Annotated in this window: 13 protein-coding genes; 7 read left to right on the forward strand and 6 right to left on the reverse strand. The window is 61.6% G+C overall.

Annotated features, from left to right (window positions below):
* Window positions 1-1,363: 1,363 nt before the first annotated feature.
* From AB5Y80_RS06190 to AB5Y80_RS06210, 5 genes are all read right to left on the reverse strand, one after another.
* A complete protein-coding gene (locus AB5Y80_RS06190; protein WP_029313511.1) occupies window positions 1,364-2,350 on the reverse strand; it encodes a YafY family protein in 987 nt (328 codons plus the stop codon).
* A gap of 286 nt (window positions 2,351-2,636) precedes the next feature.
* Window positions 2,637-3,023, reverse strand: coding sequence for a SirB2 family protein (locus tag AB5Y80_RS06195; protein ID WP_103259350.1), 387 nt, complete (start codon window positions 3,021-3,023; stop codon window positions 2,637-2,639).
* The gene (locus AB5Y80_RS06200) at window positions 3,020-4,876 is read right to left on the reverse strand and encodes a monovalent cation:proton antiporter-2 (CPA2) family protein (protein WP_010672573.1); all 1,857 of its coding nucleotides are present in this window, start codon (window positions 4,874-4,876) and stop codon (window positions 3,020-3,022) included. Before AB5Y80_RS06200 ends, AB5Y80_RS06195 begins: the two co-directional genes overlap by 4 nt.
* 70 nt (window positions 4,877-4,946) lie before the next feature.
* Window positions 4,947-5,546 carry an NAD(P)H-dependent oxidoreductase gene (locus tag AB5Y80_RS06205; protein WP_266136296.1) on the reverse strand — a complete coding sequence of 200 codons (600 nt, stop codon included), beginning with the start codon at window positions 5,544-5,546 and terminating at the stop codon, window positions 4,947-4,949.
* A gap of 59 nt (window positions 5,547-5,605) precedes the next feature.
* Complete coding sequence (locus tag AB5Y80_RS06210) at window positions 5,606-6,448, reverse strand: LysR family transcriptional regulator (protein ID WP_042015287.1); 843 nt, start codon at window positions 6,446-6,448, stop codon at window positions 5,606-5,608.
* 140 nt (window positions 6,449-6,588) lie between these two features.
* On the opposite strand from AB5Y80_RS06210, the gene AB5Y80_RS06215 reads away from it, so the two are divergent.
* From AB5Y80_RS06215 to AB5Y80_RS06240, 6 genes are all read left to right on the forward strand, one after another.
* Entirely contained in the window at window positions 6,589-7,311 is a 723-nt protein-coding gene (locus AB5Y80_RS06215) for an SDR family oxidoreductase (RefSeq protein ID WP_042881944.1), read from the forward strand.
* Window positions 7,312-7,387: 76 nt separating this feature from the next.
* Window positions 7,388-7,711, forward strand: coding sequence for a hypothetical protein (locus AB5Y80_RS06220; protein ID WP_319861866.1), 324 nt, complete (start codon window positions 7,388-7,390; stop codon window positions 7,709-7,711).
* Window positions 7,712-7,756: 45 nt separating this feature from the next.
* A complete protein-coding gene (locus AB5Y80_RS06225) occupies window positions 7,757-8,188 on the forward strand; it encodes a DUF411 domain-containing protein (protein ID WP_010672577.1) in 432 nt (143 codons plus the stop codon).
* Window positions 8,189-8,476: 288 nt separating this feature from the next.
* Window positions 8,477-10,642 carry a S9 family peptidase gene (locus tag AB5Y80_RS06230; protein ID WP_368172670.1) on the forward strand — a complete coding sequence of 722 codons (2,166 nt, stop codon included), beginning with the start codon at window positions 8,477-8,479 and terminating at the stop codon, window positions 10,640-10,642.
* 547 nt (window positions 10,643-11,189) lie between these two features.
* A complete protein-coding gene (locus AB5Y80_RS06235) occupies window positions 11,190-12,161 on the forward strand; it encodes a TAXI family TRAP transporter solute-binding subunit (RefSeq protein WP_029313514.1) in 972 nt (323 codons plus the stop codon).
* An 87-nt stretch (window positions 12,162-12,248) separates the two neighbouring features.
* Window positions 12,249-14,813 (forward strand): TRAP transporter permease, encoded by a 2,565-nt coding sequence (locus AB5Y80_RS06240; protein WP_368172671.1) that lies wholly within the window; start codon window positions 12,249-12,251, stop codon window positions 14,811-14,813.
* A gap of 88 nt (window positions 14,814-14,901) precedes the next feature.
* Here the strand turns inward: AB5Y80_RS06240 and AB5Y80_RS06245 are convergent, their stop codons facing one another.
* On the reverse strand, window positions 14,902-15,060 hold the full coding sequence (locus AB5Y80_RS06245; protein ID WP_005332188.1) for a hypothetical protein: 159 nt from the start codon (window positions 15,058-15,060) through the stop codon (window positions 14,902-14,904).
* A 172-nt stretch (window positions 15,061-15,232) separates the two neighbouring features.
* Here AB5Y80_RS06245 and AB5Y80_RS06250 point away from each other — a divergent pair, with 172 nt between their 5' ends.
* Window positions 15,233-15,859 carry a lysoplasmalogenase gene (locus AB5Y80_RS06250; RefSeq protein WP_039040401.1) on the forward strand — a complete coding sequence of 209 codons (627 nt, stop codon included), beginning with the start codon at window positions 15,233-15,235 and terminating at the stop codon, window positions 15,857-15,859.
* Window positions 15,860-15,877: the final 18 nt, after the last annotated feature.

A 15,877-nucleotide genomic window follows, 5' to 3' on the forward strand; every position in this document is an offset into this window, starting at 1 on the left:
CGGCCTGTCACGCCGGGGGTCGCGGGTTCGAGTCCCGTCCGCTCCGCCACTAAATTGAAAGGCCTTCCCTATCGGGAAGGCCTTTTTGCTTTCTGACATTTACCCAATCCCTTATCCTCAGTGCCAGGTGGCTTGGCCGGGTTATCCTCACCTCCCTACACGACCATCTCCGTCTTGCCGAATGGCATCCACGCTTCATTTGTGGTCACACATATAGACAGTTTAGGGATGACTCAACAATCCGCCTGGCTGAGCAGAAGCCAGTGGCCATTGTTACCTGGAATCAGTCGCCAGGAGCACTCTGGCTGGTTGGCCGCGGCTGATCTGCTGCGTTCTGAGGGTCTAGTGGATGTCGCTGAGCATAGACGAGGGAGGGCGCAGGAAAGGTAAGGTGCGCTACTGTGGCTGAGTCTGATGGGGTTATCCAGGATGCAGAGGATATCTGGTAAAAGCGTGATGTTGTAGGACCGCTCAGGCTGATTCCACTTTCTGTTGTGTCGCGGGCATGGGGTGCACAAAAGAAAAGGGGACAGCAGATGCTGTCCCCTCAAGTCATTTCGTCCATTCCCTGAACTGCCATGCTCCCTGCAATCCTTGACGCTATCCTTTCCTTTGGAAATTCCCCTTCCCAATCCGTTGGGGTGTCCTGTGGCCTTCCTAGCCTGGCAATCTGTCCTGATTGCTTCACCCTCTCCTTCCTGGAGGTGTCCATTACCACATCCCGTGGTGTTCCTGCGTCATCCTGACTGATAACCACCCTGGCTATCACACTTCATCTTGAAGCTGTTCCTGACCGCGTCTTGCGGTGTCCTTTCATCCTTGATGAGCGACAATCCGTGCCACTCAACCTCATCCAGAGGTATCCAACTACCGCATCCTGCGGTTGTCCTGTCGATCCTTGTGATAACCATCCTGGCTATCAACCCCATCCCGAGGTGTTCCTTGCCCACATCCTGCAGGCTATTCCTTGTTTATGCGCTGTTTCTGCATCCTGCCGAATCAGCTCGTCCTTGTGAGACCCATACTAAGGCAATTACGGGCTCGAACAAGGTGTGCATTCGGCTTGGGTTCCGTGACATGCGGTGCAGAAATGGGCTTGTGTGGAATATTATCTAAGTTTATCAGTTGCTTAGATAGTTTCCATGGAAAGCATACCCAGTGCGGGATGGCTTCACGTACGGTTCAACACTGAGGGGTCTTACAGGGGGAATGGCAGATCTCTTACAAGCAGAAATCGGTAGGAAAACGATGGTACAGCCGCTTCAATCAGGGGTGTAAGAGTTCAAAATTAATTGAATAATTATGCTTTAAAAGTAGACAAAAGCCGAGATAAATCTCGGCTTTGTATTGTCTGCTGGTTTCTTTAGCTGACCCTTGTCCCAGGAGTCGGGTAGGCCTTGCGCAGTGATTCGGGTGCAAGCACCTCCAGGTTGCCGCTCATGTTGTTCAGCCAGGAGCGGAACTCGGGCGTATCCTGCACTTCGGTCTCCACCACCACGCTGCGCTTGTCGTAACGGGTCATGCGCGGGTTATGTCCCGGGATTTGTCCATCGATCAGTGTCGGGCAGTTGGCATCGATGCGCCCGACGAAGCGGATCGGACCGCTGACGTCCTGATAACCCTGGTCGCGGATTAGCTTCTGGATATTGAAGTCCTTCGGCTGGGTCGCGCTGAAGTTGGTCAACTCCACGTTCTTGATGTGATCGAACGGAATGCCGTAGACCTTGGGATCCAGCTCGGACAGGGTACAGAGCAGGATGGGGCCATCGGGCTGGTTCAGGATGCCGAGGGGATTGATGCGGTCATAGCAGAGCCAGACAGTACGCTCCTTGATGACACGCTGGATCTCGGCGCTGAACTTGCGGCCACGCCAGAGGGCGTCGCGGATCAGGGTGCTGCGGCGGATCTCCGGATTGCCGGCGAAGGGGCGAGGTGACTGGTGCACGCTCTCCAGCCAGCGCTCGGCCAGTTCGCTCTGGCTGTCGCGGATCACCTGACCAGCCTTGTCGATCAGCGGGTTCAATTCGGTCAGCACGCTTGCCGGCAACAGTTGGCTTGCCTGGTCGCTCCAAGTTTTCAGGGCCACTGCCAGCGAGAGCGGCATGATGTTGGCAAAGTCATTGAGACCATGGCGCTCGAAGCACCAGCCATGAGGCTTGCTGCGCTCATCGGAGGTGAGGTCGAACAGTCCCATGCCGGACATCTCTTCCAGGTCCCGTTGCACGGTACGGAGACTGACGTGAATGCCTTCCTCTTCCAGTTTTACCTGGAGTTGGCTGGCGGTCAGCTTGTAAGGGCGGTGCGGGATGCAACGCGCCAAGGTCAGTTGTCGTAACAGCTTCTTACTCATGGTGCATGCCTTCACTGGTTTAGCGTTGAGTGTATCCTAGCCATGGCCTGCGACAGTCTATGTCGCAAGTTTTGCTGCGACAACTGTCGCCATTTTCATACATGAAGAATCAAGCCATTGATAAATAAAACAAAACAACAAGCAAAAGGGGTTGTTTGAGCCCTTTTTTTATTGAAAACAAGCCTTGCGAGGATGCTCGCGACCAGGGTGACAGGAAGGAAATGGAAGCAGTAAGGAGGGGGAGGTGGGAAGGAGGTGGGGGACGGGCCCCCACCTCGACACGTCGTTATGCCAGCCAGGACCAGGCTGATTTGGTGATGGCTGCGCCCACCATGTAGCCGAATACTGCGAGAGCGGCCACTCCGGCCACCAGCTTCTGACCGCGGGCAGGGCGCTTGAGCGCCATGGCGCCCAGGCCGATGTAGATCACCAGGGCAATCAGCTTGGCCATCAACCAGGGCTGCTGGCCAGGGCTCATCTGCAGGGTCACCGCCAGCAGCACGCCAAACAGCAGCAGGAAGGTGTCGTTGATGTGGGGCAGCACCTTCAACCATTTCTGTTGCAGCCGCCCGCTGCCCGCCAGCGCCAGGCTCCAGCGGTAGAGGAAGAGCAGCAGGCTGACCAGGGCCAGGGTCATGTGAAGGTGTTTGAGCATGGGGTAATAGGCAATCATGTTGCTTCCTTGTCGTTGTCGGGCAGACCGCTGTTCCATTGATGGGCGTGGGTACGCTCCTGTCCTTCCTGATCGTCTTGCAGCAGGTCGGAGAGGATGTCGCGGTATTGCAGGCTCTTGTTGATATAGGTGTGCTCGTCGTCCAGGTAGTTGACCTGTTCCCGCAGCAGCCGGTTGTCATACTGCTTGAACATCTGCCCCGCACGCCAGGCCTGATTGGCCCTGAATCCCAAGAGGGTGAGTGCTTCTACCCCAAGATCCACGGCCGACCCCAGGGTTTCGCGGTGCACGCTGTCTATCCCGTGGCGCAGGATCTCGTGGGCATGGGGTCTATCCTGGGCACGGGCCAGTATTCTGAGGTGCGGGAAGTGCTTTTTCACCATCTCGATCACTTCGAGGGAGGTGGCCGGGTCATTGAGGGAGAGCACCAGCAGTTTGGCCTTGTGGGCGCCGGCCGCGTGCAGCAGGTCGAGTCGGCTGGCATCCCCATAAAACACCTGGTAGCCGTACTTTCTCAGCATCTCTATCTGGCTGGCATCCTGCTCCAGGATGGTGGTGCCAATACCATGGCCGTGGAGCAGGCGCCCCACTATCTGACCGAAGCGACCGAAGCCGGCGATGATGACCGGGTGTTCCACCAGCTCGGGCTGTTCATGTTCGGGGGTGTCACTCTGGTTGCGGTAGTCGAACCAGGGCTGGATCACCCGATCGTTGAGGATAAGCAGCAGCGGTGTCAGCGCCATGGAGAGGGCGACGACCAGAGTCAGCAGTGAGATGGTGCTGCCCGGCAGTACCTTGTTCTGGGCGGCGAACGAGAACAGCACGAAGGCGAACTCCCCGCCCTGGGCCAGGGCCAGGGCGAAGGTCCAGCGCTGGTTCGGGGAGAGGCGAATGACAAAGCCGAGCCCCATCAGCACCAGCCACTTGAGCACCATCAGACCGATCACCAGTGCCGGGATCAACAGGGGATGGGCGGCAAAGAGGCTGAAGTCGATGCCGGCACCCACCGACATGAAGAAGAGGCCGAGCAGCAACCCCTTGAACGGCTCTATGTCCGCTTCCAGCTCGTGGCGGTATTCGCTGTCCGCCAGCACCACGCCGGCGAGGAAGGAGCCGAGGGCGGGGGAGAGGCCGACGGATTCCATCAGCACGGCGATGGCGATCACCAGCAGCAGGGCGGCAGCGACGAAGATCTCCCGCATGTGGGACTGGGCGATGGCGCGAAACACCGGCCGCATCAGGTAATGACCACCCAGCACGATGCCGGCGATGGCGGCCACCACCAGCAGGCCGTGCTGCCAGCCTGCCAGCTCTGAGCTGCCGCTGCTGGCGACCGGCGCGATGGCCAGCAGCGGCAGGATCGCCAGGATGGGGATGACGGCGATGTCCTGGAACAGCAGCACGGCGAAAGCGGAGCGGCCGCTCTCGCTCTGCATCAGTTTGCGCTCCTGCAGGCTCTGCAGCACGATGGCGGTGGAGGAGAGCGCAAGAATGAGACCGATGGCGAGCCCCTGCTGCCAGGGCAGACCCAAAAGATAACCCACCCCGGTCAGGGCGACACTGGTGAGCAGCACCTGCAGACCACCGGTGCCGAGGATGGGCCCTTTCAGTTGCCACAACAGGGCCGGGCGCAGCTCCAGACCGACCAGAAACAGCATCAGCACCACCCCGAACTCGGCGAAGTGCATCACGTCTTTCTGCTCGCCCACCAGACCAAGCAGGAAGGGACCTATGATGATCCCCGCCAGCAGGTAGCCAAGGACGGAGCCCAGCCCCCACCGCTTGGCCAGTGGGACGGCGATCACCGCCGCCGAGAGGTAGATCAGGGCATCAAACAGCAATCCATGTCCCATCAGCGGCTCCTCCTTAACATGATGAATGCCGGTGAGGGCTGGCCGGGCCTGCGCCCGGATCGAGTGTGTGTCATGGGAGTACCCCCAGCAGATCGCGCAGATAGGGGCTCTCGGCCAGCTGGGCCGGGGTCAGCTGCTCGTCACGCAGGGCGCACAGCAGTTGGCGATAGTCCTGGCCGCAGCGGCGCAGCGCCTCGGGATCCTCGAGTTTGTGGAAGGAGTGCAGCACGAAAGGGGGCAGCCAGCGCATGCCGCACAGCTGTGCGGTCTGCTGGAAGGGGAGCAGGAAGTCGAGCAGCGGGCGCTGGTTGTAGCCAGCGCGGCAGTAGGATTCGGGGCCGCCCCCCGTGGTGATGGCGCTGAGCCACTGCTTGCCGTTGAGGGCATGGGCCTCGGGGCCGTAGGCATAGCCGTACTCCAGCACCAGGTCCATCCACTCTTTCATGATGGCCGGGCAGGAGTACCAGTAGAAGGGGTGCTGGAAGACGATGATGTCGTGCTCCGCCAGCAGGGCCTGTTCCCGTTTCACGTTGATGAACATGTCCGGATAGCGCTGGCAGAGATCGTGCAGGGTGATCCCCTCCAGCCCCTCGATGGCGTGCAGCAGTTGCTTGTTGGCCCGGGAACTCTGCAGTGCCGGGTGTGAAAAGATGATCAGAATGCGTTTCATGGGATTCCTGAAGAGGGTCTGCTGCCGGCACATGCGACAGACTGTGAGCTGAAACGTTATCAAGAAGCTCCCTGGCCCGCCAGTTCCGGGATCAGTGCGCGCAGCGCCGGATTCAGGGTCTGGTGGGCGGGGTAGCAGAGGCCGATGCGGCGGAACATCCGGGGGCCGCTCACGGGCAGGGTGCACAGGCCCGCTTCGTCCTCCACCAGCCCGTCGGGCAGGAAACTGATGCCCACACCGGCCAGCACCAGCGCCATCACCAGCCCCTTGCTCTCGGCCTTGGCCACCAGATTGAGGGTGAGCCGGTCACAGGCCAGCAGGCCTATGGTTTGCTGATGGGCTTCGCAGGGGGGACACTCAATAAAATCATAATGTTGCAACTCAGCCAGCTCGATACGCGCCCTGCCCGCAAGAGGGTGTCCCCTGGGAACGCACAGCACGTACTCCTCTTCCCAGAGCGGCAGGAAGATCTCGTCCTCCCGGCGCAGGGCATCTAGGGTCAGCCGGCAGTCGGCCGGGGTGCCGTAATCGGAGAGGGTGAGATCCAGCTCGGGCAGTACCCCCTGCACCCGCCGAAGCAATCCCGCCAGCCGACGGCGGCTGAGGTCGGGCATGATGGCCATGTTGAGTCTCGCACGCGTCGCCTTCTGGCGAAACAGGGTCGGCAGGCGACGCGCCTCTTCCACCAGCTTGACGGCGTGGGGATAGAGATAGTGGGCCGGATCCTTCGCTTCCACCCCCTTCTTGCCCCGGATGAAGAGGCTGTCCCCCAGGCTCTCTTCGAGCTGGCGAAGGCCGGCGGAGAGGGAGGGTTGGCTCACGTGGCAGCGGGCTGCCGCCGCCGTGATGTTCTTCTCTTCATAGATGGCGATGAAGAAGCGCAGCAATCTCAGGTCCAGCATGGGGATACCATAGTTAATTCAGATGATAACCAGCGGAAAACTATATTTATCGCCGATGGATGTAGCGACTATAGTGACTGGGTCCCGTGCTGGCCAGCCCTTGTTTGACGCCCATTTCAACGCATCAGAAGGAAAACTCCATGTCCAAGTCCCTCGTGGTGATCACCGGCGCGTCCGCCGGGATCGGTGCCGCCATTGCCCGCGCCTTCTCCGCCGCCGGCCATCCGCTGCTGTTGCTGGCCCGCCGGGTCGAGCCCATGCAGGCGCTGAACCTGCCCGATACCCTCTGCATCGGGGTCGATGTCACCGACACCGCCGCCATGAAGGCCGCCGTGGCGCAGGCGGAGGCGCAATTCGGCCCGGTGGGATGTCTGGTCAACAATGCCGGCGTCATGCTGCTGGGACAGGCCGACGTGCAGGATCCCGCCGAGTGGCAGCAGATGCTCAACATCAACGTGATGGGGGTTCTGAATGGCGTGCATGCGGTACTGGCCGGCATGAAGGCCCGCCGCAGCGGCACCATCATCAACATCAGCTCCATCGCCGGTCGCAAGACCTTCCCGAACCATGCCGCTTACTGCGCCACCAAGTTCGCCGTTCACGCCCTGACCGAGAATATCCGGGAAGAGGTGGCCGATGTCGGCGTGCGGATGGTGACCATCGCTCCGGGCGCGGTGGAAACCGAGCTGCTCAGCCACACCACGGACGAGAGCATCAAGGCGGGCTACCACGACTGGAAGGATCAGATGGGAGGCGTCATTGCCCCCGAGGTGATCGCCGACGCCGTGCTCTACGCCTGGCACCAGCCGGCCAACGTCTGCGTGCGGGAGATCGTGCTGGCAGCCACCCGTCAGCAACCCTGATGCAAACGGGGGAGGGGTTGACCCTCCCCCTGGGCCAAGGGTTACCATAGGCCCTCTTTCGTCATTGAGTCGTCTCATGGTCCTGACCCGTCGCCAACTCGCTCGCGCCCGCCGCTGGCTCCCACTGTGGAGTCTGGTGCTGGTGCTGATGTCGTTTGGCAGCCGTGCGGCCGCCGATCTCTGTACCCTGACGCCCCATTGCAGCCAGAGCGAGCGTACCCTGGAAAAAGCCATGCCCTGCGGCAGCTTCACCTCGGCGCTCGCCATGACGGTGCTCACCAGCGACAGCCTGACGGTTGCCCGGCTTGAGCCCGACAGGCCGACATACCTCTCTCCCTCTCTGTTCATGCCGGAGGCGCCCCTGGAGCGTCTCGAGCGTCCGCCCCGTCACCACGGCTGAGTCGAGTTTCCCTTTCCGGGCATTTCTTCTTAACCGAGGTGAGATATGTACAAGTCCCTGTTACTGGCCGTGCTGGCCGGTACCGTCAGTTTTTCTGCTCTGGCAACCGGGCAGATGACCGTCTACAAGTCCCAGTATTGCGGTTGCTGCAAGACCTGGATCAAGCACATGGAAGAGAACGGCTTTGAGGTCAAGGTCGTGGAAACCGAGCAGCTTGACCCGATCAAGCAGCAGCATGGCATCACCCCGCAGCTGGCCTCCTGCCACACCGGGGTGGTGAATGGCTATGTGGTGGAGGGGCATGTGCCCGCTGCCGACGTGCAGAAGCTGCTCAAGGAAAAACCGGCGATCCGCGGTCTGACCATTCCGGGGATGCCCCAGAGTGCGCCGGGCATGGATATTCCGGGTCAGCCCTATCAGGTGCTGAGCATCAGTGACGAGGGCGCGACCAAAGTCTGGTCGAGCTACCCCGGCTGATGGATGCTGACCGTGAGCAGACACACTTCCATCATGTGAGGCACACCTGAGCGAACCCGTGTCACCCACGGTCAGGGAGGAGGGCCGCCATCGCGAGATGGCGGCCCTTTTTCGTCGATTTGGGGGGTAATGTCCGGGGAGCCCTTGCAACCCCGGGCGACAAGGGGCAGATTGATCGCCAATTTTTATTTTCTCAGGGACGCTTTTCCCACTGCCTGCCGGTGTGCCGTCTGGATGCCTGCAGCACCAGCGGGAGGGGCGGCCCTGTGACAGCGCAAAGGATGCGACATGTTCACCTTTTCCCGGGGGTTGCTGCTGGCTTGCCTGCTTGCTGCGCCCTGTTCCCATGCCAACGAAGAGTCCGCCATGCCTACAAGCGATACTTCCACCCAGCCTGTCATTGTCCCCCCGGTGGCTGCCAAGCACCCCCATACCCTGAAAAAACACGGGGACACGCGCGTCGACAACTACTACTGGCTGCGTGACGACGAGCGGCAGAAGCCCGAGGTGCTGGACTATCTCAAGGCCGAGAATGCCTACACCGAGGCCATGCTCGCACCGATCAAGCCGCTGCGCGAGCAGCTCTACAAGGAGATGGTGGCCCGCATTCCCCAGCAGGACGAGTCTGTCCCCTATGTGAAGAACGGCTACCGCTATCAGACCCGTTACGAGCCGGGCAAGGAGTACGCCATCTACTCCCGCAGCAAGGTGGAAGGGGACGGGGCCTCCGCCCTGCTGCTGGATGGCAACCAGCGCGCCGAAGGCCACGAGTTCTATGCCCTGGGGGCGCTCGAGGTGAGCCGCAACAACCGCTGGCTGGCGGTGGCGGAAGATTATCTCTCCCGCCGTCAATACAGGATCCAGTTCCTCGATCTGGAGAGCGGCGCCTGGGCCGCCGACACCCTCGAGAACACCTCCGGCAACCTGGTGTGGGCCAACGACAGCAAGACGGTCTTCTACGTGCGCAAGCACCCCAAGACCCTGCTGCCCTACCAGGTCTATCGCCACGAGCTGGGCACGGACCCCGCGAAGGATATCCTGGTCTACGAGGAGAAGGACGACTCCTTCTATGTGAGCCTCTACGCCACCACCTCGGAAGATTTCATCGTCATCTCCCTCTCCAGCACCACCACCAGCGAGGCGCGCCTCATTGATGCCAATGTGCCGGGCCAGACGCCACGCCTGTTCCTGCCCCGTCAGGTGGATCACGAATACAGCCTGGATCACTACCGTGGTCGCTTCTATGTGCGCTCCAACAAGGACGGCAAGAACTTCGGCCTCTATGAGACCAAGGAGAGCCCGGTGGATCGCTGGAAGGCGGTGATCGCCCCCAATCCGGACGTGCTGCTGGAGAGCTATGCCCTGTTCAGGGACTGGCTGGTGCTGGAGGAGCGCAGCCAGGGGTTGACCCGGTTGCGTCAGGTCAACTGGCAGAGCGGCGAACAGAAGGAGATCGCCTTCGACGATCCCGCTTATGTCACCTGGCTTGCCTACAACCCGGAGCCGGACACCAGCGCCCTGCGCTATGGCTACTCCTCCATGACCACGCCGTCCTCCACCTACGAGCTGGACATGGACAGCGGCAAGCGGACTCTGCTCAAGCAGCAGCCGGTGGCGGGCTTCGTGCCTGCGCAATATGCCAGCGAGCGGCTCTGGATCACCGCCCGTGACGGCGTGGCCGTGCCGGTGTCGCTGGTCTATCGCAAGGACAAGTTCAAGAAGGCAGGGGGGGGGGCAGGCACCAATCCCCTGCTGGTCTACGGCTATGGCTCCTACGGCGCCAGCATGGACCCGGACTTCAGCAGCTCACGCCTGAGCCTGCTGGACCGGGGCTTCGTCTACGCCATCGCCCATATCCGGGGTGGCGAGGAGCTGGGCCGCACCTGGTATGAAGAGGGCAAGCTGCTCAAGAAGCAGAACACCTTCAACGACTTCATCGACGTGACCGAGGCGTTGGTGGCGCAAGGCTACGGCGCCAGGGATCAGGTCTATGCCATGGGAGGCAGCGCCGGCGGCCTGCTGATGGGGGCCGTCATCAACCAGGCGCCCCAGCTCTATCGGGGCGTGGTGGCCCAGGTGCCCTTCGTCGACGTGGTCACCACCATGCTGGACGAGTCCATTCCCCTCACCACAGGGGAGTATGACGAGTGGGGCAACCCGAACCAGAAGCGCTACTACGACTACATGAAGGCCTACAGCCCCTACGATCAGGTCAAGGCCCAGGCCTACCCGAATCTGCTGGTGACCACGGGGCTGCACGACTCCCAGGTGCAATACTGGGAGCCGGCCAAGTGGGTGGCCAAGCTGCGTGAGCTGAAGACGGACGACAACCAGTTGCTGCTCAGCACCGACATGGAGGCCGGTCACGGCGGCAAGTCGGGCCGTTTCAAGGCCTATGAGGACATCGCCCTGGAGTTCGCCTTCATTCTGGAGCTGGCTGGCAGCAAGGCGTGATGGCCGGGCCCAAATGAAATCAGCTTGTTACCAAACCCCGTTCCGGCAGCCCCGGATCGGGGTTTTTGCATCTTGGCGACAAAAGCGTCATTAACGTCGTGTTTATGCTGTTCAGTAAGCACTTCGCAATATAACGGACCAGGTTTCTAATCCTTGCCAGTCAAGGGTTGCGAAAGAATCTGGGCGTGCTTTTTATTGCTTCCCTTTGATAGTTCATGTAATTAATCTGCCCTTGAGAAATTAATGATCCGCTTCAAACTTCTCGCTATTTAAATCCGCCATTTTGCTGTTTTGTTTGATTTATGTTGGTGTTATGTGCTTAATCGGGGCGTTAATGCTTTTGAACTGACCCGTTTCTGGTCAGATCACCTCCGATCGGCATGACGCTGATTATCTCACTGCAGGATGATGGTGGCTTCTGGAAGGGCGCGTGCTGCTCGACCATTTCCTCGTACGAGGTCGTATAGGCGAACCCAGTATTGGTGCGGGTCTGTCTCATATTCTCCCGGGAAACGGGTGAAATAAATCAATGAAAAGGATGAAGAACATGAAAGGATTATCCTTGGCGTGCGCCTTGTCGGCGGCTCTGGTCGGTGTGTCGTTTGGTGGTCCGGTGCAAGCGCAGGAGCGCTTCGTGACCATAGGCACCGGCGGTCAGACCGGCGTCTACTACGTGGCGGGCCAGTCCATCTGCCGCTTCCTCAACCGCGGCGCCGCCGATCACCAGATCAAGTGCAACGCCCCGGCCAGTGGCGGTGGTGTTGCCAACGTCAACGGCATCCGCTCCGGCGAATTCAACTTCGGCATCATGCAGTCCGACCACCAGTACAAGGCGATGAAGGGCGTCGAGCCGTTCAAGGCCGAAGGTCCGATGGATGACATCCGCGCCGTCTTCTCCCTGCAGAGCGAAGTGTTCACCATCCTGGCCCGCAAGGACGCCAAGGTAGCCAGCTTCGACGACCTGAAGGGCAAGCGCGTCAACATCGGCAACCCGGGTTCCGGTCAGCGTGACACCTTCGAAGAGATCATGACCGTGAAGGGCTGGGACAAATCCGCCTTCAGCCTGGTCTCCGAACTGAAACCCGCCGAGCAGGCCTCTGCCCTGGGTGACAACAACATCGACGCCATGAGCTACTTCGTCGGCCACCCGAACGGCGCCATCCAGGAAGCCTCCACCACCACGGACACCGTGCTGGTACCGGTCACCGGCCCCGAGATCGACAAGCTGCTGGCCGAGAAGAGCTACTACAGCAAGGCCGAGATCCCGGGTGGTCTCTACAAGGGCAGCCCGAACCCGACCCCGTCCATCGGTGGCAAGGCGGTGCTCTCCACCAGCGCCAAGGCTGACCCGGAAGTGGTCTACCAGCTGGTCAAGTCCGTGTTCGACAACCTGGACCGTTTCAAGCGCCTGCACCCGGCCTTCGCGGATCTGAAGGAAGCCGACATGATCAAGGTGGGTCTCTCCGCTCCGCTGCATGAAGGCGCTGTGCGTTACTACAAGGAACGTGGCTGGATGTAATCCGGCTGCGTCTTCGGATGTGCCCCGGACTCGCTCCTCCTTCGGGGGAGCGAGTCTCATTTATTGCAGTACCTACAGAGTCACACTATGCAGCAAACACAACAACAAGAGGCGCTCTCGGCCGAGGAGCTGATCGCCCAGGACGTCGGCGCCAGGCTGCCCGTCGGCCCCATGAGCTGGATCATCGCGGGTCTTGCGCTGATCTGGTCCCTGTTCCAGCTCTGGATTGCCTCGCCGCTGCCCTTCTCCCTCGGCATCGGCGTCCTCAACGACACTGAAACACGCTCGATTCACCTGGCCTTCGCCATCCTGCTCGCCTACCTGGTGTTCCCGGCCATGCGCAGCTCACCGCGAGACAGGGTTCCCCTTGCCGACATCGCCCTCGGTCTCGTCGGTGCCGCCGTCGCCAGCTATCTGTTCGTCATGTACCAGGAGCTTGCCCAGCGTCCTGGCAACCTGACCACCATGGACTTCGCGGTGGCCTGCGTCGGCATCCCGCTCCTGCTGGAAGCGGCCCGCCGCGCCCTGGGCCCGGCCCTGGCGGTCATCGCCATCGTCTTCCTGGCCTACAGCCTGGCCGGTCCCTGGATGCCTTCCCTGCTGGCCCACCGCGGGGTGAGCCTGCATGCGCTGGCCAACCACCAGTGGATCACCACCGAAGGGGTGTTCGGCATCGCCCTTGGGGTCTCCACCAGCTTCGTCTTCCTGTTCGTGCTGTTTGGCGCCCTGCTCGAGCGTGCCGGTGCGGGCCATTACTTCATCCAGCTCGCCTTCAGCCTGCTGGGTCACCTGCGCGGCGGCCCGGCCAAGGCGGCCGTGGTCGCCTCGGCACTGACCGGCGTCATCTCCGGCTCCTCCATCGCCAACGTGGTGACCACGGGCACCTTCACCATCCCCATGATGAAACGGGTCGGTTTCTCCAAGGAGAAGGCCGGCGCGGTGGAAGTGGCCTCTTCGGTCAACGGCCAGATCATGCCGCCGGTCATGGGGGCTGCTGCCTTCCTGATGGTGGAGTACGTGGGCATCCCCTATGTGGAGATCATCAAGCACGCCTTCCTGCCGGCGGCCATCTCCTACATCGCCCTGCTCTACATCGTGCACCTCGAGGCGCTCAAGCTCGGGATGCAGCCCATCGGCAACCGTCAGCCGCGCCCCTGGCTGCGTCGCCTGACCGGCTTCGCCTTCGGTGCCGCCCTCATCAGCGGCCTCTCCATGGCGGTCTACTACGGTCTGGGCTGGCTCAAGCCGGTACTGGGTGACTATGCCCTGCCGGGGATCAGCGTGCTGCTGGCCGTCGCCTATCTCGGACTGCTGAAGATCGCCGCGAGCAACGCACCGCTGCCGGCGGAAGACCCGGACAAGCCACTGGACGAGCTGCCCGAGACCCGCGCCGTGCTGCTCTCCGGCCTGCACTTCCTGCTGCCCGTGGTGGTGCTGGTGTGGTGTCTGATGGTGGAGCGCCTCTCTCCCGGCCTGTCGGCCTTCTGGGGGTCGGTGATGCTCATCATCATCCTGCTGACTCAGCGACCGCTGCTGAACTGGCTGCGCACCGACGGCAAGCATGACTACGGCTCCTTCACCGATGGCGTAGTGGACCTGCGCGAGGGGCTGATTGCCGGTGCCCGCAACATGATCGGCATCGGCATCGCCACTGCCACCGCTGGCATCATCGTCGGGGCTGTCTCCCAGACCGGGGTCGGCCTGGTGCTGGCGGATCTGGTGGAGTTCCTCTCCATGGGCAACCTGCTGCTCATGCTGATCCTCACCGCCCTGCTGAGCCTCATCCTCGGCATGGGGCTGCCGACCACTGCCAACTACATCGTGGTATCGAGCCTGCTGGCGCCGGTGATCGTCACCCTGGGTCAGCAGAACGGCCTCATCGTGCCGCTCATCGCGGTGCACCTGTTCGTCTTCTACTTCGGCATCATGGCGGACGTGACCCCGCCGGTGGGGCTGGCCTCGTTCGCCGCGGCCGCCGTCTCCAAGGGCGACCCCATCAAGACCGGGATCACGGCGTTCTACTACAGCCTGCGTACCGCGGCGCTGCCGTTCCTGTTCATCTTCAACACGGATCTGCTGCTCATCAACGTGGACTTCTCCCACGGCGTGCTGATCTTCTTCGTGGCCACCATCGCCATGCTGATCTTCGCTGCCGCCACCCAGGGCTTCTTCCTGGTGAAGAGCCGCTGGTACGAGAGCTTGCTGCTGCTGCTGGTGGCCTTCACCCTGTTCCGTCCTGGCTTCTGGATGGATCTGCTGCACGACCCGTATCGCGACACCGCCCCGGCCGAGCTGGTCCAGACCATGGGTCAGGTGGAGGCCGAGAGCACCCTGCGCCTGCGGATGGAAGGGGAAGATGCGGTGGGCAAGTTGCGCCGCTTCACTGTGTTGCTGCCGGTGCCGGATGGTGCGAGCGGTGAGGATCGTCTGACCAAGCTGGGGATCCAGACCTATGAGCAGGACGGCAAGATCCTGATCGACACCGTCACCTTCGGTAGCCAGGCGGCCGATCTGGGGCTGGAGATGGATCAGCAGATCCTGAGCGTCAAGGCGCCCACCGAGCGCTGGCCCAAGGAGCTGATGTGGCTGCCGGGCTTCCTGCTGTTCGGGGCCGTGGTCTGGCTGCAACGCCGCCGGGTCGCTCGACCCTGATCATCACCCAATAAAAAACGGCGCCTTCGGGCGCCGTTTTTTATGCTGGACTGTGATGCCGGCCGCTTCGGGCCATCAGTCCAGGGCATCAGTTGGACTGGGTCTGCTTCTGTTTTTGCAGTTGGTCGAGGGTCTGCTGCTCCTGCGGGCTGAGGCCAAGCTGCTCGCAGGCCTGTTCAAAGCTGATGCCAAGATGGCACATCATGATGTCGATAGCGGGCAGGTAGTTGGTCATAGCGTCTTCCATGGTGATCCTCCAGAGCTGTCTCTTATGCCCGAGGGCGGAGATGGGGGCAATTAGACTTTAGGTGTAGGGTGCCATCTGCTTCAGCCTCTGCCACTGGCCGGGGGAATTTGCTACTCTTGCGGGCACTAAAGAGGTTGCCGCCCCAGGGTGAGCAGCCGGTGAGGAGCAGGGCATGTTATTGAGTTTCTTGATCATCGCATCGGGCTGGTGGCACATCCGCGCGGCTTACGGCTCAGACTCCCGTCAGTTCTACATCAGCAAACCCCTGACCATGCTGTTCATCATCGCCCTGGCGTTTGGCTACCAGGGCGACGATCACAACGGCTCCCACGCCTGGATCCTGCTCGGTCTCTGCCTGTCGCTGGCGGGGGACGTGCTGCTGATGCTGCCACGGGATCGCTTCATCCAGGGGCTGGCGGCATTTTTTGTCGCTCACCTCTGCTACATCGTCGGTTTCGCCCAGGGGCCCCTGGTGCTCAAGCTGGTGGACGGCCTGCTGCTTCTGCTGGTGGCCGGCATGGTGTTCGGGCTCCTGTGGGGCCAGCTCGGCGAGATGAGGATCCCCGTCTTCTGCTACATGCTGGTGATCATCGCCATGGCCTGGGTGGCTGCCGGTGCCTGGCATGCCTCTCTCACTGCCGGCAGCGCCGCCGCCCTGGTGGGGGCGCTGATGTTCCTCTTCTCCGACAGCATGCTGGCGCTGGACAGATTCCGCCGCCCCTTCCCCCATGCCACGGCCTGGATCATGAGCAGCTACTTCGCGGCCCAGTTCCTGATCGCCGCCTCCCTGGCGGGCTGACCAGCGGGCAGCCATGAA

Origin of the sequence: Aeromonas sp. R2-1, assembly GCF_040908425.1 — a bacterium.
Lineage (GTDB): Bacteria > Pseudomonadota > Gammaproteobacteria > Enterobacterales > Aeromonadaceae > Aeromonas > Aeromonas caviae.